The 25,247-nt window shown below is 49.6% G+C and carries 30 protein-coding genes and 1 pseudogene; 30 read left to right on the forward strand and 1 reads right to left on the reverse strand.

The window, feature by feature from the left end:
* Positions 1–162: 162 nt before the first annotated feature.
* The 16 genes from Q0460_RS02560 to Q0460_RS02635 are packed head-to-tail and all read left to right on the forward strand — an operon-like array spanning position 163 to position 15,238.
* Complete coding sequence (locus tag Q0460_RS02560; protein ID WP_299084486.1) at positions 163–552, forward strand: NAD(P)H-quinone oxidoreductase subunit 3; 390 nt, start codon at positions 163–165, stop codon at positions 550–552.
* Complete coding sequence (locus Q0460_RS02565) at positions 534–1,043, forward strand: NADH-quinone oxidoreductase subunit B family protein (protein WP_005869772.1); 510 nt, start codon at positions 534–536, stop codon at positions 1,041–1,043. Before Q0460_RS02560 ends, Q0460_RS02565 begins: the two co-directional genes overlap by 19 nt.
* Entirely contained in the window at positions 1,043–1,831 is a 789-nt protein-coding gene (locus Q0460_RS02570) for an NADH-quinone oxidoreductase subunit C (protein ID WP_299084489.1), read from the forward strand. The genes Q0460_RS02565 and Q0460_RS02570 overlap by 1 nt, the downstream gene beginning before the upstream one ends.
* Positions 1,831–3,057 carry an NADH dehydrogenase (quinone) subunit D gene (gene nuoD / locus Q0460_RS02575; RefSeq protein ID WP_299084491.1) on the forward strand — a complete coding sequence of 409 codons (1,227 nt, stop codon included), beginning with the start codon at positions 1,831–1,833 and terminating at the stop codon, positions 3,055–3,057. The genes Q0460_RS02570 and nuoD overlap by 1 nt, the downstream gene beginning before the upstream one ends.
* Positions 3,054–3,284: an NADH-ubiquinone oxidoreductase subunit E family protein gene (locus tag Q0460_RS02580; RefSeq protein ID WP_299084494.1), complete on the forward strand. Its 231-nt coding sequence runs from the start codon at positions 3,054–3,056 to the stop codon at positions 3,282–3,284. Before nuoD ends, Q0460_RS02580 begins: the two co-directional genes overlap by 4 nt.
* Complete coding sequence (locus Q0460_RS02585; RefSeq protein ID WP_299084497.1) at positions 3,281–3,988, forward strand: hypothetical protein; 708 nt, start codon at positions 3,281–3,283, stop codon at positions 3,986–3,988. Before Q0460_RS02580 ends, Q0460_RS02585 begins: the two co-directional genes overlap by 4 nt.
* 1 nt (position 3,989) lies before the next feature.
* A complete protein-coding gene (locus Q0460_RS02590; protein ID WP_299084500.1) occupies positions 3,990–6,677 on the forward strand; it encodes an NADH-quinone oxidoreductase subunit G in 2,688 nt (895 codons plus the stop codon).
* Complete coding sequence (gene nuoH, locus Q0460_RS02595) at positions 6,674–7,669, forward strand: NADH-quinone oxidoreductase subunit NuoH (protein ID WP_297881368.1); 996 nt, start codon at positions 6,674–6,676, stop codon at positions 7,667–7,669. The genes Q0460_RS02590 and nuoH overlap by 4 nt, the downstream gene beginning before the upstream one ends.
* Positions 7,670–7,679: 10 nt before the next feature.
* Positions 7,680–8,597: an NADH-quinone oxidoreductase subunit NuoI gene (gene nuoI / locus Q0460_RS10605; RefSeq protein ID WP_367178647.1), complete on the forward strand. Its 918-nt coding sequence runs from the start codon at positions 7,680–7,682 to the stop codon at positions 8,595–8,597.
* On the forward strand, positions 8,594–9,121 hold the full coding sequence (locus Q0460_RS02605; RefSeq protein ID WP_299084503.1) for an NADH-quinone oxidoreductase subunit J: 528 nt from the start codon (positions 8,594–8,596) through the stop codon (positions 9,119–9,121). Before nuoI ends, Q0460_RS02605 begins: the two co-directional genes overlap by 4 nt.
* A gap of 1 nt (position 9,122) precedes the next feature.
* Positions 9,123–9,446 carry an NADH-quinone oxidoreductase subunit NuoK gene (nuoK, locus tag Q0460_RS02610; RefSeq protein ID WP_299084507.1) on the forward strand — a complete coding sequence of 108 codons (324 nt, stop codon included), beginning with the start codon at positions 9,123–9,125 and terminating at the stop codon, positions 9,444–9,446.
* Entirely contained in the window at positions 9,439–11,286 is a 1,848-nt protein-coding gene (nuoL, locus tag Q0460_RS02615) for an NADH-quinone oxidoreductase subunit L (protein ID WP_299084510.1), read from the forward strand. Before nuoK ends, nuoL begins: the two co-directional genes overlap by 8 nt.
* 7 nt (positions 11,287–11,293) lie before the next feature.
* A complete protein-coding gene (locus Q0460_RS02620) occupies positions 11,294–12,823 on the forward strand; it encodes an NADH-quinone oxidoreductase subunit M (RefSeq protein WP_299084513.1) in 1,530 nt (509 codons plus the stop codon).
* Positions 12,813–14,579 carry an NADH-quinone oxidoreductase subunit N gene (locus tag Q0460_RS02625; protein ID WP_299084516.1) on the forward strand — a complete coding sequence of 589 codons (1,767 nt, stop codon included), beginning with the start codon at positions 12,813–12,815 and terminating at the stop codon, positions 14,577–14,579. Before Q0460_RS02620 ends, Q0460_RS02625 begins: the two co-directional genes overlap by 11 nt.
* A gap of 55 nt (positions 14,580–14,634) precedes the next feature.
* Entirely contained in the window at positions 14,635–14,778 is a 144-nt protein-coding gene (locus tag Q0460_RS02630) for a hypothetical protein (RefSeq protein WP_299084520.1), read from the forward strand.
* Between the two features lie 43 nt (positions 14,779–14,821).
* Positions 14,822–15,238, forward strand: a complete 417-nt coding sequence (locus Q0460_RS02635) for a hypothetical protein (protein ID WP_299084523.1) — start codon at positions 14,822–14,824, stop codon at positions 15,236–15,238.
* Between the two features lie 148 nt (positions 15,239–15,386).
* On the opposite strand, the gene miaA is transcribed toward Q0460_RS02635, so the two are convergent.
* A complete protein-coding gene (gene miaA / locus Q0460_RS02640; protein WP_299084525.1) occupies positions 15,387–16,292 on the reverse strand; it encodes a tRNA (adenosine(37)-N6)-dimethylallyltransferase MiaA in 906 nt (301 codons plus the stop codon).
* 96 nt (positions 16,293–16,388) lie between these two features.
* On the opposite strand from miaA, the gene mqnP reads away from it, so the two are divergent.
* The 14 genes and pseudogenes from mqnP to Q0460_RS02710 all read left to right on the forward strand — a co-directional run bounded on the left by mqnP (position 16,389) and on the right by Q0460_RS02710 (position 25,028).
* Positions 16,389–17,258: a menaquinone biosynthesis prenyltransferase MqnP gene (gene mqnP, locus Q0460_RS02645; RefSeq protein WP_299084529.1), complete on the forward strand. Its 870-nt coding sequence runs from the start codon at positions 16,389–16,391 to the stop codon at positions 17,256–17,258.
* Positions 17,259–17,267: 9 nt separating this feature from the next.
* On the forward strand, positions 17,268–17,627 hold the full coding sequence (locus Q0460_RS02650) for a hypothetical protein (protein WP_005869739.1): 360 nt from the start codon (positions 17,268–17,270) through the stop codon (positions 17,625–17,627).
* 80 nt (positions 17,628–17,707) lie between these two features.
* Positions 17,708–18,673: a GTP 3',8-cyclase MoaA gene (gene moaA, locus Q0460_RS02655; RefSeq protein ID WP_299084532.1), complete on the forward strand. Its 966-nt coding sequence runs from the start codon at positions 17,708–17,710 to the stop codon at positions 18,671–18,673.
* Positions 18,670–18,903 (forward strand): annotated as a pseudogene (locus tag Q0460_RS02660) (7-carboxy-7-deazaguanine synthase QueE); the annotation flags it as partial. The gene moaA and the pseudogene Q0460_RS02660, both read left to right, overlap by 4 nt.
* Positions 18,901–19,632, forward strand: a complete 732-nt coding sequence (locus tag Q0460_RS02665; RefSeq protein ID WP_299084621.1) for a 4Fe-4S cluster-binding domain-containing protein — start codon at positions 18,901–18,903, stop codon at positions 19,630–19,632. The pseudogene Q0460_RS02660 and the gene Q0460_RS02665, both read left to right, overlap by 3 nt.
* On the forward strand, positions 19,629–20,210 hold the full coding sequence (locus Q0460_RS02670) for a 6-carboxytetrahydropterin synthase (protein WP_299084535.1): 582 nt from the start codon (positions 19,629–19,631) through the stop codon (positions 20,208–20,210). The genes Q0460_RS02665 and Q0460_RS02670 overlap by 4 nt, the downstream gene beginning before the upstream one ends.
* The gene (locus Q0460_RS02675) at positions 20,210–20,431 is read left to right on the forward strand and encodes a hypothetical protein (RefSeq protein WP_298024227.1); all 222 of its coding nucleotides are present in this window, start codon (positions 20,210–20,212) and stop codon (positions 20,429–20,431) included. Before Q0460_RS02670 ends, Q0460_RS02675 begins: the two co-directional genes overlap by 1 nt.
* Positions 20,432–20,440: 9 nt before the next feature.
* Positions 20,441–20,806: a hypothetical protein gene (locus Q0460_RS02680; protein WP_299084538.1), complete on the forward strand. Its 366-nt coding sequence runs from the start codon at positions 20,441–20,443 to the stop codon at positions 20,804–20,806.
* A complete protein-coding gene (locus tag Q0460_RS02685) occupies positions 20,806–21,288 on the forward strand; it encodes a hypothetical protein (protein WP_299084541.1) in 483 nt (160 codons plus the stop codon). The genes Q0460_RS02680 and Q0460_RS02685 overlap by 1 nt, the downstream gene beginning before the upstream one ends.
* Positions 21,288–21,944 (forward strand): 16S rRNA (uracil(1498)-N(3))-methyltransferase, encoded by a 657-nt coding sequence (locus Q0460_RS02690; protein ID WP_299084624.1) that lies wholly within the window; start codon positions 21,288–21,290, stop codon positions 21,942–21,944. Before Q0460_RS02685 ends, Q0460_RS02690 begins: the two co-directional genes overlap by 1 nt.
* Positions 21,945–22,283: 339 nt before the next feature.
* A complete protein-coding gene (gene rpmE / locus Q0460_RS02695) occupies positions 22,284–22,484 on the forward strand; it encodes a 50S ribosomal protein L31 (RefSeq protein ID WP_005869728.1) in 201 nt (66 codons plus the stop codon).
* Entirely contained in the window at positions 22,485–23,300 is an 816-nt protein-coding gene (rsmI, locus tag Q0460_RS02700) for a 16S rRNA (cytidine(1402)-2'-O)-methyltransferase (RefSeq protein WP_299084544.1), read from the forward strand. It begins immediately after the preceding gene.
* Positions 23,301–23,335: 35 nt separating this feature from the next.
* Positions 23,336–24,037: a 23S rRNA (guanosine(2251)-2'-O)-methyltransferase RlmB gene (gene rlmB, locus Q0460_RS02705; protein ID WP_299084547.1), complete on the forward strand. Its 702-nt coding sequence runs from the start codon at positions 23,336–23,338 to the stop codon at positions 24,035–24,037.
* Positions 24,009–25,028 carry a hypothetical protein gene (locus Q0460_RS02710; RefSeq protein WP_299084550.1) on the forward strand — a complete coding sequence of 340 codons (1,020 nt, stop codon included), beginning with the start codon at positions 24,009–24,011 and terminating at the stop codon, positions 25,026–25,028. Before rlmB ends, Q0460_RS02710 begins: the two co-directional genes overlap by 29 nt.
* The last annotated feature ends 219 nt before the right edge of the window (positions 25,029–25,247 follow it).

A 25,247-nucleotide genomic window follows, 5' to 3' on the forward strand; every position in this document is an offset into this window, starting at 1 on the left:
AAATCCGCGAAATTTTACCACACGTGCCTTAATCCCCACTAAATCGCACGGGCGAGGTATATTAAATTTTACTTTTAAAAGCGAATTTAGTGGCGCGCGCTAAGCTTTATTAAATCAATACTTCGTTACAATCCACATTAAATTTTAAAACCGAGGCGAAAAATGTCTAGAATTCCGCTGCAAAGCCCGTATTTCGGAATATTCGTAATGCTAATCCTAGCCTTTTGCGTCTTTTCGCTCATCGTTAAACTATCCTCTTTGGTAGGCTCGCGTTTGGCAGATAGACGCGACGAGCGGCTAAAGGGTGAAATTTATGAAAGCGGCCCCGAAGCCGTCAAACAGCCCAACCGAATGAACTCCCACTTTTTTTTAATAGCCGTGCTTTTCATACTTTTTGACGTCGAGATTATCTTTATGTTTCCGTGGGCGGTAAATTTTAAAATTTTAGGCGTGTTCGGGCTTGTAGAGATGGCGTTTTTCATTGTATTATTAGGCGTCGGTTTCATCTACGCCTGGAAAAAAGGAGCGCTAAATTGGCAGAGCATAAGATAAACTACGCGCGCGAAAACGGGCTTCCCGTAGTGCTAACGACCGTCGATAAACTGATCGCGTGGGGCAGGAGCAACTCCTTGTGGGCGATGACGTACGGACTTGCGTGCTGTGCGATCGAGATGATGGCGGCGGGCGCGGGCAGATTTGACTTTGACCGCTTCGGCACGATATTTCGCGCAAGCGCCAAGCAATCGGACGTGATGATAATCGCAGGCACGCTTAGCAAAAAGCACGCCGAGTTTACGCGCCGCCTATACGACGCGATGCCCGAGCCCAAATGGGTCATCAGCATGGGCAGCTGCGCCAATACCGGGGGGATGTTTAATACCTACGCTACGGTGCAGGGCTGCGACCGCATAGTGCCTGTGGATATCTATCTGCCCGGATGCGCGCCGCGCCCTGAGACGCTGCAGTTTGCGATGATGGTGCTACAAAAAAAGATCCGCACTCAAACTCCGCGCCGCGCACAAAAGGCAAAAAGGCTGATCTGATGAGAAAATTTAATCCCAAAGGCGATCAGAGTAAAAAAAATTACTACAAAGACAGATTTTTCATTCCCGAGGAAACGCCTAAATCCAGCGCAAACGAGAGCGATTTTGAAGACGATCTGGACGCGCTTGGGGGCGTTCAAATTTTAAACTCATACGTGGAATTTAGCACTCTCGTGCTCTACGTGGAGCCCGCGCAAAATTTAGCGGCGCTGCGTGCGCTTAAGAGCGCGGGATATGAAATTTTGTGCGAGCTAAGCGGCGTGGATTTTATCGAGGCTCGCGGCGGCATCGAGGTTTTCTATCAGCTTTTGGATATCAAAAGAGCGCGCCGCGCACGGCTAAAGTGCTTCGTGCCGAATGAGAGCTTTTTGCAAAGCGCTGCGGGTATCTACAAAAGCGCGAACTGGGCGGAGCGCGAGCTATACGATATGATGGGCGTTTGGATAGAGGCTCATCCGAACTTAGCGCGCCTAATAATGCCCGATGATTGGTTCGGACACCCGCTTTTAAAGTCCTATCCGCTGCAAGGAGACGAGTTTGCCAAGTGGTACGAGGTGGATAAAATTTTTGGGGTTGGCGCGCGCGAGCGGATCGGCGAAGAAAACCGAAATTCCGCATTCGTAGATGAAAAGGATACCTTTAACTTTGCGCGGCTCTATCATGAGGGCGCTAGAGGCGAGCCGCGCCCGCAAGAGAAAATTTTACAAGAATACCAAGAAGAGGGCGGCGTGCGCTTCGTAAAACGCGCTAAACGCGGAATTTACAAGATCATCACAAAGAGAAAATAATGCAAAATCCAAGCAAGCTAAGACCGTTTTTCGAAAACATCGAGTACGAGCGCGAGGGCGCGAATATGATCTTAAATTTCGGTCCGCAGCATCCAAGCGCGCACGGCCAACTAAAGCTCGTGCTGGAGCTTGACGGCGAGCGCATCGTGCGCGCCCGCCCGGGCGTGGGCTATATGCACCGAGGCATCGAAAAGATGGCAGAAAATATGATCTACGCGGAGTTCGTCCCCGTAACAGACCGCATCGATTACGTCGCATCGGGCTCGAACAACTACGGCTTTTGCGCCGCGGTCGAGAAGCTATGCGGCATCGAAGTGCCGCGCCGCGCGCAGATCATCCGCACGATCTTATTGGAGCTTAATCGCATCAGCTCGCACCTTCTGTTTTTGGGTACGCACGCGCTTGATATCGGCGCGATGACGGTATTTCTCTACTGCTTTCGTTCGCGCGAATACATACTCGATCTCATAGAAAAATACTGCGGCGCGCGCCTTACGCACAATAATATCAAAATCGGCGGCGTATTTTTGGACCTGCCTGCGGGCTGGTTAGAGGAGATGTTGAAATTTTGCGACGAATTCCCGAGCGATATTAAAGAATTTGAAGATATGCTCGATACGAATAGAATTTGGCTGATGCGAACCGAGGGGGTAGGCGTGATCTCGCACGAAGCAGCTCTTAGCTGCGGCTGTAGCGGCGTGAGCCTGCGCGCTAGCGGGCATGCTTGGGATATTCGAAAAGAGGAGCCCTATCTCATCTACGACGAGCTTGATTTCGACGTGCCGTATGCGAGCGAGGGCGACTGTTACGCGCGCTATAAGTGCTATATGGCGGAGATGCGCGAGAGCCTTAAAATTTTGCGCCAGTGCGCGAAACACTATCCGCTAAGCGATCCGCAAATTTTAGCGATCGATCCGCGCTTCGTAAATCCTAGCAAAGAGCAGATCATGACGCAAAACTACTCGCTGATGCAGCATTTTGTGCTGGTTACGCAGGGCCTGCGCCCGCCGGTGGGCGAAATTTACGCCGCGAGCGAGAGCCCTAAGGGCGAGCTTGGATTTTATATCCGCTCGATGGGCGAAAGCCGCCCGTACCGCCTTAAGATCCGCACGCCGAGCTTTTGGCATTGCGCGGTCTATGAGGAAATTTTACCCGGGCAGTATCTTGCCGACGCCGCGGCGATCATCGGCAGCACGAATATTATCTTAGGCGAGGTGGATCGATGAAACGCTACGATTTGAGGCATCTGGGCGATAAATTTTTAAACCGCATGGGCGAAATTTTAAAAAATTCCGCTCGCGGCGAGACAATGATCTTTATGTTTGAGATGGGTGATTTTAGCGCGGTTCAAAAGAGCGCCGATCTGGTGGAGGGGCTAAATTCTACGCTTTTAAGCTTGATCCGTTATAACCAAGTCGATTGGATGGTCGTCGCCAAAAAGGGGAGAGGATGAAAATTTTAAATTTTGCGTCGCTGCTTAGCTTGCAAAATCCCGCGCTTGCAGAAGGTTTTAAGAGCGCTGAAATTTTAAGCGTATCGCCGCTGCAAGACCCGCATCTTCCGGGCGAGCTGATAAAATGCGAGATCGGCGCGCAAAGCTTCGTGCTGGCGCTAATCTGCGCTGGTTTTTGCGACGAGCAATATTTTGTGGATCTGGATCTGGAGTATCTAAGCGGTGAAAGCAGCGTGGGCGAGGAGGAGATCGAGCAGATCGCGGAGTTTCTCCAAAACGGCTGCGACGCGCTTTTGATCGACGATGCGCTCATTAAAACTCATCCGGACACCGAAAATATCAAAGTCTTTCTATCTCTCATAGCGGCAAAATTCGGGGTTAAAATTTTAAGCTTACGCGGCGAGCAAGCGGATTTGGGCGCACAAGAGCGGGCAAATTTAAGCCCTCTAAAAGAGCCTGAGAATTTCGACGGCGCCGTGGTTTTCAAACACGATGCGGACGATAAACTAATCGGCGGAAGGTATTTTAGCATGGTTGCAAAGATCAAGGGCGGCGATCGCGTCCGCATCAAAACGCCGCACCTAAATTTGGAAAAAGAATTTATTTTGGATGAGGAGCTAAAGGGCACGATCGCGCTTTTGGGCTCGGGCGGGCAGGGCTTTGGCGGTTATAATTTCGAACTCGCAGAAATTTCTAAGGTTTAAAATGGCAAAGATCACGATCGACGGTAAAGCTTGCGAGTGCGACGAGGGCGAGTATATCTTGCAGGTCGCACGTCGCTGCGGCGTTTTTATCCCTGCGCTTTGTTATCTAAGCGGCGGTACGCCGACGCTCGCATGCAGGCTTTGTATGGTCGAAGCGGACGGCAAGCGCGTCTATAGCTGCAACGCCAAGACCAAGGACGGCATGGTCGTTTACAGCCGCAGCCCCGAGATTGACGCCGAGCGCGAGGCGATCACGCAGGTTTATTGCATCAACCATCCGATGGCGTGCGGGGTTTGCGATCAAAGCGGCGAGTGTGAGCTTCAAAATTTAGCCCATCTGATGCGCACAAATACCCAAAGCTACGCTATCCGCGATACGGCGCGCGAGGTGCAGGATTGGGGATATTTGAGTTACGATCCTAGCCTTTGTATCGTCTGTGAGCGCTGTATTACCGCCGCGAAGGACCGCTTGGGCGTAGATGCGTTTAAGCTCGTCCCGCGCGGCGGAGACGCGCTTAGTAAGGAGCAAAAGGACGCGATGCCCAAAGACGCCTACGCCGTGTGGAATAAGCTACAAAAAAGTCTAATCGCGCGGGTTAACGATGAGGATGATTGCGTAAACTACGGCGAGAGCGCGGCGGTCTGCCCGACGGGGGCTTTGGTAGAGAGCGCGTTTAAATACGTTTCAAACGCCTGGGAGCTGCGTCAAATACCCGCTTCCAACCCGCACAGCAGCGATTGCGAGCTACTTTATTACGAGATCAAGCGCCGCGGCATAGGCGACCCGCGTGAAAAAATTTATCGCGTTGGCAGCGACATAAATTTTAGCGTCCTGCACGCCGCAGCGCGCTTTGGCTGGGATTTTTCAAACGAGCGGGCGAGCAAAAACGAAGCGGTTTTTAGCCGTATCGTGCGCGGCATCGAGGACGGCGAGATCAAAAATATTAAATTTAATAGTTTCATCACCAATGAAGAAGCTCGGATTTTAGAGCTTTTGCGGCAAAAATTTAAACTCGCTTTGATCAACGACGAAGCGCTTGTGTATCAAAGATTCCTGCGCGAATTTTCAAAATTTAGTGGCACGAAATTTTATAATGCGGATTCTCAGACGATTAAAAATAGCGATTTCATCGTCGTTTGCGGCACATTTTTGCGCAGTGACGCTCCAAATCTGGGCTATGCGGTAAACAGCGCCTGCAAGCTAAATAAGGCAAGCGGAATCTATTTTCATCCGTTTTGCGACGAGGGCATTAAGGGCTTTAGTAAAAATTTCATCCATCAGCCGCACGCCGCGGGGTTGGAGGCGCAGATCCTACTTTGGATCTTGCAGAAATTCGGGCGCGATCTGCCTGAGTGGCTGGATGCGAAACTCGCGGCGGAATTTAAAATTTCGCGCGCCGCGGCGAAGGAAAATTTAGATGAGAAATCCGTGGATTTGCAAAATCCTGAGAATTCTACGGAGGCAAATGGCGTCGGGAATGTTGCGAGTGCCAGCGGTGCTGAAAATCCCGCAAGCGCGGATGGCGCTGAAAATCCCGCAAAAAATTCCGCGCAGAATTCCGAAAATCCTGCGGAAAGTAAAATTTCAAATTTTGCCCGCGCGCTAGGTCTGGACGAGCAAAAAATAGATGAAATTTTGGCTAAAAAGGAGAGTTTTTCGCTCATCATCGGCGAGGATTTTATCCGCACGCCAAATAGCGCCATGCTCGCGCGCCTGACCGGTTTGGTGCAGCGCTACACGCCGCTAAAAGTGCTAGTGGTGCCGCCGCGCACGAATAGCCTTGGCGTCGCGCTCATCTGTAAACTTAGCGCGCAAATGAGCGCGGGCGAGACGCTAGGCTACAACGAAGCGGGCGATATAAGCTTCGGCGTGCTGGAAGCCGATCTGGACGCGCCTAGCTTGGTGCAGCAAGAGGGTACATTTACGAACTACGACAAGCGCGTAGTGCCTACCAATGCGGCGCTTGATTACGGCGGATACGAGCTAAACGACATCGCCTGTGCGCTGGGAGTTTGCGCGGAACACGCGATCAGCTATACGTCAAGCTTGGGCGCAGATTTTGAGCAGGTTAAATTTGACGATTTAGAAAATTTTTACGACAATGGCGGCGCAAATCACCGCGGATATGAGCTGCGAAATGAGGAGTTTGTCGCTAGCGAGGAGGAGTTTGAAATTTCTCCTTCCGCGCCGCTTAGAGCAGGCGAGGGCGAAATTTTAATCTATGAGGCGAATCCGTTGCATCAATTCAATAAATTTAGCGGCGCAAGCAGCGGACTGGGCGAAGCGGGCACACTATATCTAAGCTCCGGCATCGCCGAAAGCTTGGGCGTGAGCGCGGGCGACGTAGTTAAAATTTACAAATCGGACGGCGTGAGCAATGATGAAAAAACTAGCGGCGCTAATGATAAAAGCGGTGCCGGTCGTGCGAAAAAAACGGATCGCGCAAGCGACGCGCACAAAGCCGGTGGCGCCGGTGATGAAAATAGCGAAAATAGCGAAAGCGGCGCGACTGAGTTCGTAAGCTTAAACCGCGAAATCGTCGCTAGCGTAAAGATCGATCCGGGCTTTAGCGGAGCGTATCTGCCGTATTTTGACGAGAAGCTTCGCGGCGAGATATTTTTCAAAACCTCGCGCTACGCCAGCGTGAAAATCAAGAAAATTTCAAATTCCAAAGGAGAGGGCAGATGAGCGATAGTGCATTTTATTTCGTAGCTACCGTCTTAAAGGCGCTCGTGATTTTAGCCGTCATCGCGCTGCTCTCGGGGCTTGCGACCTACGCCGAGCGCAAGGTGCTTGCCTTTATGCAGCGCAGGATCGGACCCTCTATGGTCGGGCCTGCGGGGCTTTTGCAGGTGGGCGCGGATATGATAAAGCTTTTTACTAAAGAGGACGCGATCCCTGCGCGAGCGAATAAGCTTCTTTTTAAAATCGCGCCGATAATATCGGCTACGGGCGCTTTCGTGGCGCTTTCGGTAGTGCCGCTGCTGCCGGAGTTTACGATCGGCGGGCGAACCATCCAGCCGATTTTAAGCGATATAAATGTGGGAATTTTATTTTTGCTCGGAGCTAGCGGCACCTGCGTTTATGGTCTACTGATCGGAGGGCTTGCGAGCTACAATAAATGGGGCACGATAGGCGCGTTTCGCGCGTTTTTGCAGATCACCTGCTTTGAGGTGATAAACGGCCTTAGCCTGATCCCTATCGTGATGATCACGGGCTCGCTCTCGCTCATCGACATCGTAAGCGCGCAAAGCGGCGGCATAGATAAGTGGTTTATCTGGAAAGAGCCCGTTTGCTTCGCGCTATTTCTCATCGCAGCCTTTGTAGAGTGCAACCGCACGCCGCTGTGTCTTACCGAAAACGAAACCGAGATCGTAGCAGGCGCGGGTACGGCATATTCGGGTATGCGCTGGGGTATGTTTTTTATCGGCGAATACGCCAATATCATAACATACTCCGTCGTTACGACGCTGCTGTTTTTGGGCGGATTTAACGCGTTTTGGTTTATCCCTGGCGGCGTTATGATGGTATTAAAATCAAGCCTCGTGTTTTTCTGCTTCCTATGGGCTCGCGCGGCGTGGCCGCATCTGCGCCCCGATCAGCTGATGGGGCTTTGCTGGAAAGTCTGCATGCCGCTAGCTCTTGCTTGCGTGCTAATTACTGCGCTAGCGATCGTTTAAGGAGGGTACGATGGCAAGATACGCCCAGATCGATAAACGAGGCCCTATTAAATCCGGCGGCGATAAGCTTCGCAGATTCCTAGCCCGCACCTTTAACGGCGAGCTTTTCGTGGGGCTGTGGGTGGTGCTAAAAAATATGTTTAAGCGCGGCGGCTCGCATACGCTTCGGTATCCTATGGAAAAATTTGTCATGCCGCCTAGATACCGCGGCGTGCACAAGCTTATGCGCCTGCTTGAAAGCGGCAGCGAACGCTGCATCGGATGTGGCTTGTGCGAGAAGATCTGCGTGGCGAACTGCATCGCGATGGAGACCAGCCTCGGCAGCGACGGCCGCAAAAAGGTAGATAACTACTCGATAAATTTAGGGCGCTGCGTCTATTGCGGGCTTTGCGCGGACGTTTGCCCCGAGATCGCTATCGTGCACGGCTGCGAATATGAGCTTGCTAGCGAACAGCGAGCCTACTACGGCTTCAAAGAGGATCTTTTGATTCGCGGCGAAAATTTATGTTTAAACGGCGCGGCGCAGGAGTTTGCAGGCTATGGCAGCCTGGATGAAAACGCAGGCGCTCGGATCAAGGTGACGCCGAACGCTTATATAAAAAGCGACGCCGCAAGCGATGAGCTAAGCTTAAAGAGCGCGGATTCAAATTTAAAAAATAGCGCCGCGGAAAGCTCTAAAAAAGAGGGTGCTGCTAACGATAAAATTTTATTTTCAAAGGGTGCTGGCTTAAGCGGCGAAATTTTAGCCGAGCGACAAAATACCAAGCTGGCGAGCTTAAAGGAAAGCTCCGCCGCGGACACTGAAAATTCTAAAGAAAATTCCGCTAGGGACGCTCGAAATTCCACGCTTGATTCGCAGCGAAATTCTAAAGAAAATTCCGCCTCGCAAAGCGCAGAAGACTCCGCCGCGCAGGGGGATGAGCAATGATACAAACGCTTGCATTTTATTTTTTCAGCGCGGTTTGCCTGGCGCTTTTCGGCATCAGCGTTTTTAGCAAAAACGTCCTTTACGCCCTTAGCGCGCTGGCCGGCGGCATGGTTTTTATGAGCGGATTTTTCTTCTTGCTGGATGCGGAGTTTTTAGGCGTAGTGCAGATCATAGTTTACACGGGCGCCGTGATCGTGCTTTACGGCTTCGCGCTGATGTTTTTGGGGGCGAATAAAAATGTAAGCGAGCCGAAAAAGGGCGCAAGGCTATTTTTCGCGCTTAGCGGCGTGATCGCATTTTTGCTCGTGATTATCGTGCTTGGCGCGGTGGTTGCGAACAACGTAGAAACGCTTAAAATTTTAAACACCGACGATACCGAGGCGCTTGGGATGATTATTTTTACGAAATATCTGGCGATTTTCGAGCTTGCAGCCGTGATGCTGCTCGTGGCGATGATCTGCGCTATCGTGCTTGCGCATAAGCAGATGGATGCGAGCTTGACATACGAAGAGAGCGAGGGATAAAATGGGTCTAAATCACTATCTAATCGTTGCTACGATGATGTTTGGGCTCGGGCTTGCGGGTATGATGAAGCGAAGAAATTTGATCATGCTCTTTTTTTCGAGCGAAATTTTATTAAACGCCGCAAATTTAGCTCTTGTCGCCGTGGCGAAATTTTACGACAACATAAACGGCGAAATTTTTGCGCTTTTCATCGTCGCGATTGCCGCGAGCGAGATGGCCGTGGGTCTTGGGCTACTCATCTTGTGGTATAAGAAGACGGGCAGCATCGAACTTGACAGCTTCGTAAATTTTAAAAATCCTTCCAAGGATGGACCGGATGCTTGATACCGTTTTTGTGTGGCTTTTAATCGCCCTTTTCGCACCGCTTGCCTCGGCGATCTTCGCAGGCGTTTTCATTCGCGCCAAAGATAAGATGTTTATCGGCGTAATCTGCTCGGCGCTGGTGATTTTAAGCACTATCGCGTCGCTTGCTTTGATGGAGCTCGTCTCTGACAACCGCCTAATCAGCGTAAGCTTAGCCGATTTCATAAGCACGGGATTTTTGGACGCAAAATTTAGCTTTCTCATAGATAGCGTAAGTGCGGTGATGATGGTGGTCGTAGGCATCGTTTCCAGCGTCGTGCACGTGTATTCGATCTACTATATGTGGGATGATGAAAACTTCTCTAAATTTTTCAGCTTCCTGGGGCTTTTCGTATTTTCGATGCTGGTTTTGGTAACGAGCGATAATTTTTTAGGGCTTTTCATCGGCTGGGAGGGGGTCGGACTCTGCTCGTGGCTGCTGATCGGCTTTTGGTATGATAGGAGCAATTACAGCTGGTGCGCCAACGAGGCTTTCATAATGAACCGCATCGCAGATCTTGGGATGCTGCTTGGAATTTTCTTGATCTATTTAAATTTCGGCTCGCTGCGCTACGAAGTTGTATTTGCGAACGCAGCGGGCTTGGAGCCTGAAATTTTAACTCTGATCGCCGCGCTTTTATTTATCGGTGCGATAGGCAAAAGCGCGCAGTTTCCATTCCATACCTGGCTGGCAGACGCGATGGCGGGTCCAACGCCCGTGTCTGCGCTCATTCACGCAGCGACGATGGTTACGGCGGGCGTTTATCTAGTGATCCGCGCAAACTCTATTTTCGCGCTCGCGCCAGAAGTAAGCGGCTTTATCGTCTGCTTGGGCGCCTTCGTAGCGGTCTTTGCGGCGTCGATGGCGCTAGTTCATAACGATCTTAAAAAGATCATCGCTTACTCCACGCTTTCGCAGCTTGGCTATATGTTCGTAGCCGCGGGGCTCGGGGCGTATTGGATCGCGCTATTTCATCTGGCGACGCATGCGTTTTTCAAGGCACTTCTATTTTTGGGCGCGGGCAACGTAATGCACGCGATGAAGGATGATCTAAATATCCAAAATATGGGCGGATTATATAAGTTTATGCGGCCTACGGCGATTTTAATGTGCATAGGCTCGCTTGCGCTTTGCGGATTTTATCCGTTCGCGGGCTTTTTCTCAAAAGATAAAATTTTGGAAGCGGCGTGGAGCGCGGACGCGTATTTTATCTGGGCGCTGCTGTTTGCGGGCGCCGCGATGACGACGTTTTACAGCGTGCGGCTGATAATGCTCGTGTTCTTCGGTAAGCAAAAATTTACCCACCATTCGCACGAGGCGAAAGGCTTTGCTCTCGTCGCGATGGGCGTGTTAGCCGTGCCTGCAGTGATCGCGGGCTTTTTCGAGCACGATTTTGCGGAGTTCGTGCTTAACATACTACCGGGCTTTAAAGCTTCGATCCCGCACGGCATAGAAGTAATTTTGATCGCCCTAACGCTAGCGATGATAAGCGCGGTGGCGATCGGAACGATTTGGACATACGGCAAGGGTAAATTTAGCCTGAATTTAAAGAATTGCAAATTTTATAAAATTTTGATCGCGCAGTATTTTATCCCGCAAATTTACGAGCGCGTGATCGTGCGCGGATACGAAAGGCTTAGCGAGATCTGCGCTAAATGCGACGACGCGATCATAGACGCCAGCGTCGATCTGATCGCTCGCATCGCGGTAAAAAGCGGCGAGGGTGCGGATCGCGTAAGCAATAGCGGAGATTTGAGCGCAAATTTAAGGTGGATGGTTTTGGGATCTTTCATTTTGCTGATTTTGGCGTTTGCGCTGTGAGGTGGGCATGGAATACTTTTTAAGTTTGGTTATATTTTTCCCAGCAGTAGCTGCGGTTTTGGGCTTTTTGATCGACGAAGCGAGCATCAAGACCTACGCCGTTACGATGAGCTTTATAGAGTTCGTGCTTTCGCTCGTTTTGTGGATACTTTACGAGCCGGTGGACGGCATCGCGTTTAGTGTGCTACACCCTTTCATAAGCGAATACGGCATCAACTACTTTATCGGTGTGGATGGAATTTCGCTGTTTTTAGTGATCCTAAGCACGCTGGTTACATTTTTGGCGCTGCTTAGCCTAAGCATTAAAGAGCGCGCCAAAAATTTAATCATCTGCATTCTATTTTTAGAGATGACGATGGTGGGCGTTTTCGTGGCGCTGGATGCGATTTTGTTTTACATCTTTTGGGAGCTTTCGCTCATTCCGATGCTCTATATTATCGGCGCGTGGGGCAGCGGCAAGAGGATTTACGCTGCGGTAAAATTTTTCATATACACCTTCCTGGGTTCGATGTTTCTACTTGTAGGACTCGTAGCGATGAGCTACTTATACCACGAGGCTACGGGCGAGTATAGCTTTAATATCCTAGACTGGCAGAGCCTATCGCTGCCGCTTAGCACGCAAATTCCTCTGTTTTTGGCATTTTCGGTAGCTTTTGCGATCAAGACGCCTTGCTTTCCTTTTCATACCTGGCTTCCGTACGCGCACGGGCAGGCTCCTACGATAGGCTCGGTTCTGCTTGCCGCGGTGCTTCTTAAGATGGGCACATACGGCTTCGTGCGATTTTCGCTACCGCTGTTTCCGGATGCGAGCGTCTATTTTAGCGGGATGATGTGCGCCGTAGCGATCGTTATGATCATCTACGCGAGCTTCATCGCCTTTGCGCAAAAGGACATCAAACAGGTAATCGCGTATAGCTCGATCGCGCATATGGGCGTCATAATGCTTGGAATTTTTTCAATGAGCCGCGAAGGAATGAGCGGTGCGGTATTTTTGATGATCAGCCACGGTATCGTAAGCGGTGGGCTTTTTATGCTCGTGGGCTTTTTGTACGACCGCAGGCACACGAAGCTTTTCAGCGAGTTCGGCGGGCTTACGCGGGTGATGCCGCTTTATGCGTTTTGTTTTTGCGTCGTGCTACTAGGCTCGATAGGTCTTCCGCTTACGATCGGCTTCGTGGGAGAATTCCTAAGCCTCGCGGGGATTTTTAAAATCAGCTTTAGCTACGCGCTTTTGGGCGGACTCGGCATCATAATGGGCGCGATCTATTCGATGAATCTTTATAAAAAGACCTTCTTCGGCGCGCTCGTGTATGAGGAGAATAAAAAGCTAAGCGATCTAAACAGGACCGAGCTTTGCTCTATCGTCCCGATCTGCGTGCTGGTGGTAGTGCTGGGCGTCGCGCCGAATCTGATGTTAAAGAGTATCGAGCCTAGCGTTACGCAAAGCCTTGAGCTGATGTTTAATAAAGCCTCTCAGACCGCGACTCGCGCCTATATGGAAAAAGCAAATTTTAAGGTAAGAAGCGATGCAAAATAATCTTTTAAATTTAGCCTCGATCGCGCCTATGGCGATACTTGGAGGATTTGCCCTGCTGATGCTCGCGGTTTCGCTTTTTGCGCGCACGCTATCGTATAAATTTTACGCCGTTATCACGATACTAGCACTAGCTCTCGGCTTCGGGCTCGTTTTTGGTTACAACAGCGGCATACGCGGGCTTTTCGACGTGATGCTGGTGGATGGAATCGCGACGCTATCGATGCTTATCATGCTCGCAGGTTCGATATTTTTCATCTTTCTGTCTTTGGGCGCAAGAAGCGCGCACGAGTACCACACGGCGGAGTTTTTCGTGCTGTTTTTATTCGTGCTCGTGGGGTATGAGTTTATGGTCGCGAGCGAAAGCTTAATGATGATCCTCGTGGGGCTTGAGACGGGTTCGCTGGCGCTTTATACGCTAATCGCTCTTCATAACCGCGCCAGATCAATCGAAGCGGCGCTAAAATACTTCATAATGGGCGCGCTGGGATCGGGCTTTTTCGCATTCGGTGCGGCGATGTTTTTTCTATCGACCGGCTCTATGGAAATTTCAAATATCGCGCAGATCGCCAAGAGTTCAAATTTACAAACCAGCGTCCTGCTTTTCGCCGCCTGCTCATTTATGATCGTCTCGATAGGATTTAAGCTCTCGCTGATCCCGTTTCACACCTGGACGCCCGACGTTTACGAAGGTGCGAGTTCTGCCATGGCAGGCTTTATGTCCGTAGTGCCTAAGATCGCGGGCTTTGTCGTGGCGATCAGGCTGTTTGAGGCGCTGGGAAGTATCGGCGTGCAGTGGCTAAACATCGTGCTCTACGCCGTAGCGGTGGTTACGATGAGCTTAGCGAACCTCATGGCGCTCGTGCAGCGCGACGTCAAGCGGATGCTCGCTTTCAGCTCCGTTTCGCACGCAGGCTTCGTACTCTGCGCGATCGTGATCGGCTCGACGCAGGCAAATGCGGCGCTTTTCACCTACTGGATTCTATACGCCGTGGCAAATCTCGGGGCGTTTGCGTTCATCTGGTGCGTACGGCAAAGGCGCGCACGCTCGTTAAATTTAAAATTTAAAACCGAAAGCCCCGCTTTAAATTTAAATACAAACGGCAACGAGGATGAGAGGAATTTTATCTCAAACGCAAAGCTTTCTTTTTCGCAAGATTACGAGTCAGGCGCTATCGGCGAGTTAAATTTAGGCGAGAACGGACAAAATTTAGCTTGCGGCGAGCAGAATTCCAAAGAAAACGAGCAAAATTTTAAAGCGAGCAAGCCCGGCGCCGAAGCGACCCTTTTTGGCACTAAAACTTGCGAGCCAGGCACCGAAATTTGCGAGCAAAGCTCTAAATTTACAGCTCGCTTCGAGCATCCTTTTGAGAAATTTGACGGGCTGATCCGCACCCATCCGCTCTTTGCGCTATGCGCGGCGATCTTTATGCTCTCGCTTGCGGGCATTCCGCCATTCAGCGTGTTTTGGGGCAAGATGTATCTACTAAGCGCCGCGGTCAATTCGGGCTACTTCGCCCTCGCCGTCATCATGGCGGTAAATAGCGCGCTCGCGCTGTATTACTACCTGCGCCTCATCGTGCGTATGTTTTTGCACGAGCCGCGAAAGGACGCGGAGCTTGATGGCTCACTGAGCGCGGTCTCGGTGCAGATAAAATTTGCCGTCGTGCTAGCTAGCGTAGCATGCGTGCTGGCGCCGTTTTTAGTGAAATTTCTAACCGGAGCGGTAAATAATTTCGTCTTTTTAAGCGGGTATTGAGCTGAAATTTTAAGCGCGAGCTGAACTCGCCGCGCTTTGTTAGCAAAGGAGAGATATGTTTTTGGGCGAGCTAAGTGCTGACGGCTACGGTTTTGCGCTGCTTGATGTGCGCGATTTGAGTGAGTTTTTAAAGGAGCGAAAATGCAGAGCAAAAAAAGCTTCTAAGCTACTGGGACGCGCACAAGCAGCTGTTTTATGACGCCGTAAAGGGCGCTAAAGCTTTACCCTTCTACCCGCTTACGGTGCGCAGCTATGAGATCTTCGTTTGCATGGACGAGGAGTTTGCGCCGCCTGCGGGCTACGAAGTAGCTTTCAAGCGCGATAAGCTGTATTTCGCCCCGCAAAGCGACTCCGCGATCCTAGCGAGCTTCGATGCTTTGCAGTATCGTTTCGATAAGCTAAAAAGCGGCGAACTCGAGCTAGGCTATGAGTGCCAAAGCGGCGCTGCGGGCAAGATACGAAAATTTAATTCCACGCTCAAACTTGGCTTGCAAAGCGGCACTTACGAGCTTTGCGTCGTTGGGCTAAAAAACAGCTCGCAGCACCCCGAGAAATACGGTTACGCCTTTATTTTCAAGCGCAATGCAAGTGCGGAAAATCAAAATTTCAGTAGGCTTGACAACGATAAATTTAGCTTTGATATTTGCGAAGGCGATTAAATTTAATCGAAATTCCGCGCCGCACGAGACCTTGGCGCGACCCGCAAAATTTTAAAGACGCGATTCAGCGCGGTAAATTAAATCTAAATTTTACTCCCTTTACCCCACTGCCTCCTAGCAAACACACAAATTTTGATAAATTTCGATTTTAAATCTCGCGGCGAAGAAATTTTAAAATTTCACGCTCCAGCTCTTGTGGCGGCGCCGAAATTTTATCCGCAAACTGCGAGCGGTTGAAGGTGCGTTGGCGCTTTGCAAGCTGTATCGTGTGCAGGCTTACGAGCTGCCCGCACTGCGCCCGCGAGATCTGCCCGCGCAAAAGCTGCCCGCACTCCTTTAGCCCGATGCAGCCTAATGCCCTACATTCCGCGCCGTAGCGAGCGAATAAAAACTCCGCCTCCTCTAAAAGCCCGCGCTCAAACATCGCTTTCGTGCGCGCTTCGATGCGCTGCGCAAGCCACTGCTTAGGCGCGTCGATCTCAAAAATTTTAATATCAGAAATCACGGGCGGGGCGGTGTTCTCGCGCAAAAATTTACTCGGAGCCTCGCCGCAAAATTTATAGATGCTTAGCCATTTTCTTAACCGAAAGCTGTCCGCCGCGCTAAATTTCGCGGCAAATTGCGGATCGATCCGCTGCGCTAGGGCGTAAATTTCATCGTTTGAAATTTCGCTTTTAAAATCGGGAACCTTCGGCGCCAGCCCGCTTAACATCGCTTTGAGATAAAACCCGCTGCCGCCCGTGATTATCAAAGGCACGCCGCTACGCCCCGCAAAAGCCCGCGCTGCTGCGTATTCTTTAATAAACTCGCCGACGCTGAAGTACTCGTTTGGGTAGATTAAATTTACGCCGAAGTGCCTGATCTCGCTCAGCTGCTCCTCGCTTGGCTTAGCGCTTGCGATGTCGATCTGCCGGTAAATGCAGAGCGAATCGAGGCTCAAAATCACGGCGTCCATCTCGCGCGCGATACTTAGCGCAAGATCACTTTTGCCGCTTGCAGTAGTGCCGATGATCGCGATCTGCGGGCTTGCGTGCGAGTTTTGATTTTGGCTCAAGGCGTTTCCTTTCGTAAATTTTTCGTTCAAATTATATCAAATTTAGAGCTATTCTTACTTTTTTTTGATACAATGGTGCCCAAAATAAGGGGCAAAATGGCTAAATTTAAAGAAATTTTATCCGACATCAACGAATTAATAGTTTTTAAACACTCGGTTTTCGCGTTGCCGTTTATCTTTACGGCGATGATTACCGCGAGCAAGCTGCAAAGCGGCTCGGTATGGTTCGGCTGGAAGTTGCTTTTTTTGGGGATTTTATGTGCGGTAAGTGCGAGAAGTTTCGCAATGGCGCTAAATCGCTACTTAGACGAGGATATCGACCGCGCCAATCCGCGTTGCGCTTCGCGCCCTAGCGTGGACGGGCGGATCGGACGTGGGAATTTGCTGCTTTTCATCATCGCAAACGCGGTGGTTTTCATAGCGGTTTCGGCGTTTATAAATCCTTTGGCGCTTAAGCTTTCAGTACCTATTTTAGCGGCATTGGGTGGGTATTCGTATTTTAAGCGCTTTAGCGAGACTGCGCATTTGATGCTCGGCTTTTGCTTAGGGCTTGCGCCGATTGCGGGAGCGATCGCCGTTAGCGGCGGAATTCCGCTATGGTCGGTGCTGCTGTGCTTTGGAGTAGTATTTTGGGTAGGCGGCTTTGACGTGTTGTATTCGCTTCAAGATATGGAATTTGACCGCACGGCTGGGCTTTACAGCATCCCTGCGCTTTACGGCAGGGAAGCTTCGATGTTTATCTCCAAAATTTTTCACGCCGTGGCGGTGCTTTTTTGGCTACTGTTTTGCGCGGCGGCAAATTTAGGCTTTTTTGCCTATCTGGGCGTGGCTGCGTGCGCGACGATTTTGTACTTCGAGCATAAGATCGTACGTAGTGATTTTAGTAAGATCGATCGCGCCTTTTTTACGCTCAACGGTTACTTGGGCATTGCGTTTTTCGCTTTTGTTTTTGTAAATTTATTTTAAGGAACCCCTATGGATCTTAACACTATCATCATTTTAGGACTTTGCGTCGTTATATTTTTGATGTTTTTCGTCATATATTTTAAGGATAAGCAAGCGGATAAAAAATTCGAGCGCTTCGATCAGGTGCTAACCGACGCTATGCAAGAAAACTATCTGCTTAAAAAGAAGGTCGAGGAGCTAAAAGAGATGATCGATTCGGGCGGTAAAGTCGCTCCTAATATCGATATAAACGCGATCGCCGACGTAATCGACGAGACGATAGAGCAGAGACTAGACGTAGTGCCTACGATGATCGACGAGCGGGTAGAAAAGCAGATCAGACCGCTTCTGGATCAGCTTAAAGAGCTCATCGGCTCGGTAAGAAAATAGCCAGAGCAATATAAAAATAAAATTTTGCAAAATCGCTTTGTTTTTTATATAATCGCCGCAAATTGATATTAAGGCAAAATATGCTAATTGATAAATTTGGACGAACGATCGATTATTTGCGCATTTCAGTTACGCAGCGGTGTAATTTCAGATGCAGATATTGCATGCCTGCTACGCCGTTTAACTGGGTGCCGCGAGAGAATATTTTAAGCTTTGAGGAGATGTTTTTATTCGTCAAGGTTGCGATCGACGGCGGCGTAAAAAAGATCCGTATAACCGGCGGCGAACCGCTGGTGCGAAAGGGGATCGAAGATTTTATAAAGATGATCGCGGATTATGCCCCGGACATCGATCTTGCGCTTACTACCAACGGATATTATCTCAAAAACTACGCGCGCGCCTTGAAAAATGCGGGGCTAAAGCGCATCAATATGTCGCTTGACTCTCTGCGTCCGGAGCGGGCTAAATTTATAGCTCAGCGCGGAGTGCTTTATAACGTATTAGAAGGCCTTGACGCCGCGCTTGAAGCGGGACTAAAGGTCAAGCTAAACACTGTCGCGCTAAAAGGCATCAACGACGACGAGCTTATTTATTTGCTGGAATTTGCCCGCGAGAAGGATTGTCAGATCCGCTTCATAGAATTTATGGAAAACACCCATGCCGGCGACCTTACAGGCTTAAAATCAAACGAAATTTTAGATATTTTAAGGCGTAAATTTATCTTTACCGCTCTGCCGAAATCGCAAAGCTCGCCCGCGTCGCTTTACGCGCTCGGGGACGGCTACACCTTCGGTATCATCGATCCGCACAAGCACGATTTTTGCGAGAGCTGCAACCGCATCAGACTAAGCGCCGAGGGGCTTTTGATCCCGTGTCTTTACTTCGAGGACGCGCTAAGTATCAAAAAGGCGGTCAAAGAGGGCGACATCGCCGCAGCCGCCGAAATTTTGGCTAAAATTTTAGCGAATAAGCCCGAAAAAAATCGTTGGCAAACTGACGCTTCGAATGAAATTTCAAGCCGCGCATTTTACGAGACGGGCGGATGAGGCTTGTTGAGAGCTTTTTAAGTATCCAAGGCGAGGGCAAATACGCAGGCAGGCTCGCATTTTTCTTTCGCTTTGCGGGCTGCAATCTGCGCTGTGCGGGCTTCGGCAGTACGCGTATTTCGCCAAAGACCGGCGAGATCTTGCACGGCTGTGATACGATCCGCGCGGTTTTTACAAAACACTTCGAGCATGAAGAAATTTTAAATTTAGCGCAGCTTTTAAATAAAATTCCAAATTTATCCGATCTCTCTTACTCCGCACCTGCGCGCCCTGTACCAGGTTTTTGCGGCGCAGAGTCTTTTTCCGAAAGCGATACGTTAAATTCCGCCGCGCAAACGCCTCCCTGCCTAAACGGTAACGCAGAAAAATCTTTAAATTTAACGAGCGAAAATTCTTTAAATTTCGCGGCGCAAAATTCTTCAAATTTAAATCCGCAAAGCTCCGTCTTGCCGCGGAGCGCTAAGCTTTATCAAAAGCCGATCGTCGTTATTACCGGCGGCGAGCCGCTACTGCACCATAAAGAGGCGCTATTTTACGAGTTCGTCTGCGAGCTGCTAGCACGCGGATACGCGGTGCATTTCGAAACCAACGGCACGATTTTAGTGGATTTTGAAAATTTTCCCGCCTACAAAAACTGCGTCTTTGCGATATCTCCTAAGCTCTCAAACTCCGCCGAGCCGCGTGAACGCAGGCTGAGTTTCGCCGCGCTACGAAGCTTAAAACAAAACGCAAAGGATAGCTTTTACAAGTTCGTGATCTCGCCAGAATTTGACGCGCAGCCTGAGATCGCTGAAATTTTAGCGGCGTGCGGCGGCGAAGTTTATTGTATGCCGTGCGGTGCAGATCGTCGCGAGCTGGAAAGCGCCGCGCAATTTTGCGTGGATTTTTGCCTAAAAAACGGCTATAATTACTCCGATCGCCTGCACATTAGAATTTGGGGCGAGAAGGACGGGGTATGATAATCAGGAAATTATACGAATTCGAAAACGCTCACATCGTGCGCCTGTGCGGCTCTAAGCGGTGTCGCACGAGCATCCACGGCCACTCCTACAAATGCGAAATTTTGCTTAGCTCAAATTTTTTGGATGAAGCGGGGATGGTATATGATTTCGGCTACATGAAGCTCGGTATTCGCGAGCTTATCGATAGTTTCGACCACGCTACGACGATCTATGCGCGCGATGATGCGGGCTATATCGCGGATCTAAAAAAACACAGCGCGCGCTGGGTGCAGATACCGCTAAATCCGAGCGCGGAGCAGTTTTGTAGAATTTTTTTCGTTCTAATTGACCGACTTTTGAGCTTAACTCAGATGCAAAACGGCGAGCGCGAAGTAAAGCTTCACAGCGTCATCGTGCACGAAACGGCCACCGGCTACGCGCAGTGCTTCCGCGAGGATGCTTACAACGCGCAGATGGGCGAGATCGCGCTGGATGAGATAGAATTTTCGCCCGCCGTGCGCGAGGAGTGGAGGCAGCCGGAGCTTTGGCAAAAGCTGCTGCGCGGCGAAAAAATCATCTATCCAAAGGACTGCTGATGAGAAATTTCTTTAAATTTGGCGCGGGGTTTGTGCGCGTTTTTGCCGCGTGCGCGATCTTTGTCTGCGCGCTTGCTTTGGGCGGTTGCGACGATGAGAAAAAGGACACCTTGCAAAAGCCGCCGGTGGATAGCGAGGTGCCAAAGGACGTGCCTATCGCGCCTAGCGAGCCCAAAGTCGATATAAATGCCGATATGCCGCCGCTTCCGGTGACCGAATAGGACGGAGCTTTGAAAAATCGGCGGCTAAATTTGAAAATTTTTAAAATTTGTGTTGTTTGTATGCGGCGCGCAAGCGCGATTTTAGTATCTTTTTTGCCCGTGCGATCTACGCAGATAAATTTTAAATTTTATAAAGCTTTATCTGCAAAATTTCATTCTTGGCACGAGAAATACGGCATGGAACCGCAATTAAAATATGCGCTAAATTTTAACGCAACAAATAGCCGCAGCCGCTTTGAAGAGTTTTTAAAATTTCAAAGGCGCGGAGCAGGTCTGCTTTATCTCGCGCTGAAAAAATTTGCGCTGAAATTCGGTCGTTTCGGCTCTAGCCGCACAAAATTTTATACTGCAAATTTAACCCACTGGTGGAAGTGATGGATTATCTGTATCAAAGCGCCCTGGGTTTTCATAAGTTTTTCGCGCTAGCTGCGGCGATTTTAACGATAATTTATCTGATTTTTACCCAGCTTAAGATCGATGTGGCAGCGGAATTTCGCCCTCGCAGCGAGGCTTTAAATTCCGCCGCCTCCACGCCGCAAGCTGAAAATTTAAAGCAAAAGAGCAGATCTGGGCTTAGATTTCTTAGGCGCATCAGGCTGTTTTTGCCGACCTATTATTCGTGTATCGCGGCGCTGATAATTAGCGGAAGCGTGATGCTACCGGTGTTGCGCTTCGATTTGAGCTTTAGAATTTACTTCATGGCGGCCGCAGCGCTAGCGATGATCATACTTAGCGCGGCGTCGTACAAGCGGCTAAAAATCGCGTATCTGAGCCAAAACTTTGCGCCGTATCAGCGCAAAATGCGGGTGATTTTGGGGCTAAGCTTAGTGATAATTTTGATAGCGAGTGTTATTTGATGGTATATTTTTACGATAAGCTTGCAGGCGAACAGAGCCTGATTTTGCAGAATGATCAGTTTTTGCACCTAAAGGCTAGGAGAGCAAGGGCGGGCGAACGCATAGACGTGCGCAACCTAAAGGACGGGGCGAGTTATCTATATGAGATCGCCGAAATTTCGCGCAAAGGCGCGGCTTTGAATTTAGTTTTTAAAAGCTCCGTTTTTACGCCGCCGCACGATTTTTGCGTCGCTTGGGCAGTCGTCGAGAGCGCCGTGATCGAAAAGAGCCTGCCTGCGCTAAACGAGATGGGCGTCGGGCGGCTTGTTTTGGTCTATGCCGATCTGTCGCAGAAAAACGTGCGGCTCGATCTGCAGAGGATGGAGCGGATTTTGATCAACTCATCTCAGCAATGCGGGCGAAATTCCATCATGCAGATCGAGGTTTTGGGCGGCTCGGACGAGCTCGCGCAAAGGTATGAAAACGTAAGCCTGATTGATTTTGGCGGCAAGAATATCGACATTTTTGGCGGCGATGAGGTCGCTTTCATCGGCCCGGAGGGTGGGTTTTCGCCGCGCGAAAGGGAGAAATTTAAAAACGCCTATGCGCTTAATAGCCCTTATATTTTGCGCTCAAACACCGCGCTGATCGCAACTTGCGCGAAGTTGATGTTTTAAGCGCTCGGCAAATTTTAAAATTTAAAAGTCGGGCGCTTAAAATTTTGGAATTTAAAATTTGCTCTGCGCGATCCGCTATGTTTATCGGCGGCTTGACGCACTGTGCGTATTTGCCGCGGCGTATATTCGCGCGCTGTATTTTGCACGCCGCAGTAGGCCGCGGTGAAATAAAATTTTACCGACGAAGCGGACTAAATTTTAAAATTTTCGCGTCCAAAAAGCTCGCTCGAAAGAAAATCCGCCGCTTCGCCGAGAGATTTTTAAAACCCTTTAAATTTGCTTTTTAGATAAAAAAGTTGTATAATCGCAACCTTTTAAAATCATCAAAAAGGATCAAAAATGAAAAAAGATATCCATCCAAACTTTGTCGAAACGACCGTTACCTGCGCTTGCGGAAACACTTTTAAAACGCGCTCGAACAAGGCCGAGATCCGCGTCGATATCTGCTCCAATTGCCATCCGTTTTTCACGGGCAGCGAGAAGATCGTAGATAGCGCGGGCCGCGTCGAGAAATTTAAGCAAAAATATGGAATGAAATAGTTGCTATATCTCATTCCTACGCCGATAGGAAATCTAAGCGATATCTCGAGCCGCGCGCTTGAGGTATTGCAAAGCTGCGAAATCCTAATCTGCGAGGATACGAGGGTTTCAAAAAAACTTCTAAACTTATTATCCGATAAATTTCAAATCTCATTTAAAATTTCACAGTTTTACTCTCTGCACACGCACAACGAAGCGGAGTTTTTCGCGAGCTTTAACGCGGCGCTTTTGCGCGAAAAAGCTTGCGCATACGTAAGCGACGCAGGCATGCCCTGCATCAGCGATCCTGGGATTGCGCTCGTAAAATTTGCGCAGCGAAGCGACGTGCCTTACGAGGTGCTTAGCGGCGCAAACGCTCTGCTGCTCGCAGCCGCCGCAAGCGGGCTAGTGGAGAAAGAATTTAGCTTTTTAGGCTTTTTGAATAATGACGGTGCGCAGCGCAAAGCTCAGATCCTAAATTTAATGCAAAGCCCCTATCCGTGCGTACTCTATGAATCTCCCAAGCGCGTGGTAAAGCTAATAGAGCAGATCGCGGGGATCGATGCACAGCGTAAAATTTTTGTGATCAAAGAAGCTACCAAAAAATTTGAAAAAAAATTTTTTGGTAGCGCCGCAGAGGTCCTGCTAGAGCTAAAAAGCGCAAATTTAAACGGCGAATGGTGCGTCGTGATTGACGGCGCAGGCGAGAAAAGCTTTGAAAAAATCACGCAAGAAGATATTCTCTCGCTTGAGATCGCGCCGAAAATAAAAGCGAAACTACTCTCAAAAATAAACGGCGAACCCGCCAAAGAAATATATAAAAATTTGATACGCTAAGTCATATTTTAACCGTTTTTCGCTAAAATCCCAAAATGATTATTTACGGCAAGCAGCTGTTTTTGCACCTTTTAAACCGGCATCCGCAGAAATTTATCCGCATCATCCTTGCCAAGGAGTGCGAGAAAGAAATTTTTAAAAATATCGCCGCGACCGGCGTAAAGATTGAGCGCGCCGATGCAAAAAAAGCTCAAGCCCTCGCTCGCGGCGGCAACCATCAAGGCTTCTTAGCCGAGGTGGAGGAGTTTAGCTTCGGCGATCTAGCTAGCGTCAAAGACGATAAATTCGTGCCGATCCTTTATGGGCTTACCGACGTCGGAAACATCGGCGCGATAATGCGTAGCGCCTATGCTTTGGGCGCGGACAGCGTGATCGTCGTCGCAAATAATCTAAATATGGCGGGCGTAGTGCGCGCAAGCTCGGGCGCGGCGTATGAGCTAAACGTCGTTAAGGCCGCAGACGGACTTAGCGTGCTAAACGAGCTTAAACAAAGCGGCTTTGAAATTTACGCCGCGAGTGCGGGCGGGACGAGCTTTAAGGAGTTAGGGCTCGGCGCGAAAAACGCACTCGTAATGGGGAAAGAAGAAGAGGGGATACCCGCTAGGGCGCTTAAAAAATGCGACCGCGCGGTATCAATAAAGATGCGCGAAGGCTGGGACTCGCTTAATGTAAGCGCGGCATTTGCGATACTATGCGATGGAATTTTAAATGGAAGAAATAAAAGAGAAGTTAAATAATACGGACGAGCAGGCGGAACAAACCGAGAAGCCGGAGCAAACGCAGCAACCAAAAAGCAGCGATCTAGATAAATTAAAATCTATGGATCTGATAGAGATAGCGCGCACGACGCGCATCAACGCGCAAAATTTAGAATACATCATCAACAAAGACTTCGAGAAGCTAGCAAATTTTAACGTGAAGGGCTACATTAAAATTTTAGAGCGCGAGTTCGGGCTGGATCTATCGGACTGGCTTAGCGAGTTTGAGGTCGCGAAGGAGAGCTTTGCGCCCGTTAAAAAGGCCAAAGTCGAGCAGGTTTATGGTCAAAGAGTTAGCCCTAACAAAAGCGGCAGCGGTTGGCTTTTATGGCTGCTTGCGATGGTGCTAATCATAGGCGCAATCTTTTATTTCGGACTTTATAAAAGCTTCGGCGAGTTTTTGGGCTCGCTTTTATGGGAGCAAAACAAAACCACCTACTCGGACGCCCCGATTGTAAACAATACTCAAAAAAAGCTTGAAAACATCGGTATCGACGTCGTTTCGCACAACGCTACAGATGAAAAATTCGCATTAAAGTCAGATGCCAATGCAACCGCTGCTGCGGATGAAAATTTAAGCTCGCTAAATGCGCTGGACCGCTCTATCAGGATCGAGCGCGCGAGCATTAAGACTGAGGAAAATTCTACCGACGAAAACGCTACTCAAAGCGCGCCCGTGCCTAGCAAAGATATCGTGCTTAGCCCGCGCGGTAAGATGTGGATCGGCATCATCGATCTAAAAAGTGGCAAGAAGCGCGAGATGGTCATTAATGCCCCTTACATCGTCGCTTCGCAAGGAGATGAGGAGCTGCTAATCTCTACCGGTCATGGGATGTTTGAGCTTGGTAAAGCCGATGGCAACGTAACTTTCAGCGAAAGAAACACTCAAAAATTTCACGTCAAAGATGGCAATATTACTAAAATTTCAGCCGATGAGTTTCTGCGCCTAAACAAGGGCAAAAAGTGGTAAAATCCTCGCTCTCGCGCGGTTTTTCACTCGTAGGGCTTCGCCGACGCTGAGGGTAAAATTTCGGCTTTCTGCGGCGAGTGCGACCTAAATTAAACCTAGGAGCGTAAATTTAAAGAGTTTTAAAATGCGCCGCTTTGAATAAAATTTTTAAGCGGCGTAGGTAAAATTTAATGATGCGGATAAAATTTTAAGTGGTGCGGGCGCTTGCAGTAGAGCACT

Source organism: uncultured Campylobacter sp., from assembly GCF_937980635.1.
Classification (GTDB): domain Bacteria; phylum Campylobacterota; class Campylobacteria; order Campylobacterales; family Campylobacteraceae; genus Campylobacter_B.

Coding starts and splice junctions, on each gene's coding strand:
- Q0460_RS02630 (WP_299084520.1), top strand. CDS start 14,635: ATGTTTTTGGGCGAGCTAAGTGCTGACGGCTACGGTTTTGCGCTGCTT.
- Q0460_RS02580 (WP_299084494.1), top strand. CDS start 3,054: ATGAAACGCTACGATTTGAGGCATCTGGGCGATAAATTTTTAAACCGC.
- rpmE (WP_005869728.1), top strand. CDS start 22,284: ATGAAAAAAGATATCCATCCAAACTTTGTCGAAACGACCGTTACCTGC.
- nuoL (WP_299084510.1), top strand. CDS start 9,439: ATGCTTGATACCGTTTTTGTGTGGCTTTTAATCGCCCTTTTCGCACCG.
- Q0460_RS02625 (WP_299084516.1), top strand. CDS start 12,813: ATGCAAAATAATCTTTTAAATTTAGCCTCGATCGCGCCTATGGCGATA.
- rlmB (WP_299084547.1), top strand. CDS start 23,336: ATGATTATTTACGGCAAGCAGCTGTTTTTGCACCTTTTAAACCGGCAT.
- nuoH (WP_297881368.1), top strand. CDS start 6,674: ATGAGCGATAGTGCATTTTATTTCGTAGCTACCGTCTTAAAGGCGCTC.
- Q0460_RS02605 (WP_299084503.1), top strand. CDS start 8,594: ATGATACAAACGCTTGCATTTTATTTTTTCAGCGCGGTTTGCCTGGCG.
- Q0460_RS02560 (WP_299084486.1), top strand. CDS start 163: ATGTCTAGAATTCCGCTGCAAAGCCCGTATTTCGGAATATTCGTAATG.
- Q0460_RS02670 (WP_299084535.1), top strand. CDS start 19,629: ATGATAATCAGGAAATTATACGAATTCGAAAACGCTCACATCGTGCGC.
- moaA (WP_299084532.1), top strand. CDS start 17,708: ATGCTAATTGATAAATTTGGACGAACGATCGATTATTTGCGCATTTCA.
- nuoI (WP_367178647.1), top strand. CDS start 7,680: ATGGCAAGATACGCCCAGATCGATAAACGAGGCCCTATTAAATCCGGC.
- Q0460_RS02590 (WP_299084500.1), top strand. CDS start 3,990: ATGGCAAAGATCACGATCGACGGTAAAGCTTGCGAGTGCGACGAGGGC.
- mqnP (WP_299084529.1), top strand. CDS start 16,389: ATGGCTAAATTTAAAGAAATTTTATCCGACATCAACGAATTAATAGTT.
- Q0460_RS02690 (WP_299084624.1), top strand. CDS start 21,288: ATGGTATATTTTTACGATAAGCTTGCAGGCGAACAGAGCCTGATTTTG.
- Q0460_RS02710 (WP_299084550.1), top strand. CDS start 24,009: ATGGAAGAAATAAAAGAGAAGTTAAATAATACGGACGAGCAGGCGGAA.
- Q0460_RS02585 (WP_299084497.1), top strand. CDS start 3,281: ATGAAAATTTTAAATTTTGCGTCGCTGCTTAGCTTGCAAAATCCCGCG.
- Q0460_RS02650 (WP_005869739.1), top strand. CDS start 17,268: ATGGATCTTAACACTATCATCATTTTAGGACTTTGCGTCGTTATATTT.
- Q0460_RS02620 (WP_299084513.1), top strand. CDS start 11,294: ATGGAATACTTTTTAAGTTTGGTTATATTTTTCCCAGCAGTAGCTGCG.
- Q0460_RS02685 (WP_299084541.1), top strand. CDS start 20,806: ATGGATTATCTGTATCAAAGCGCCCTGGGTTTTCATAAGTTTTTCGCG.
- Q0460_RS02675 (WP_298024227.1), top strand. CDS start 20,210: ATGAGAAATTTCTTTAAATTTGGCGCGGGGTTTGTGCGCGTTTTTGCC.
- Q0460_RS02570 (WP_299084489.1), top strand. CDS start 1,043: ATGAGAAAATTTAATCCCAAAGGCGATCAGAGTAAAAAAAATTACTAC.
- nuoD (WP_299084491.1), top strand. CDS start 1,831: ATGCAAAATCCAAGCAAGCTAAGACCGTTTTTCGAAAACATCGAGTAC.
- nuoK (WP_299084507.1), top strand. CDS start 9,123: ATGGGTCTAAATCACTATCTAATCGTTGCTACGATGATGTTTGGGCTC.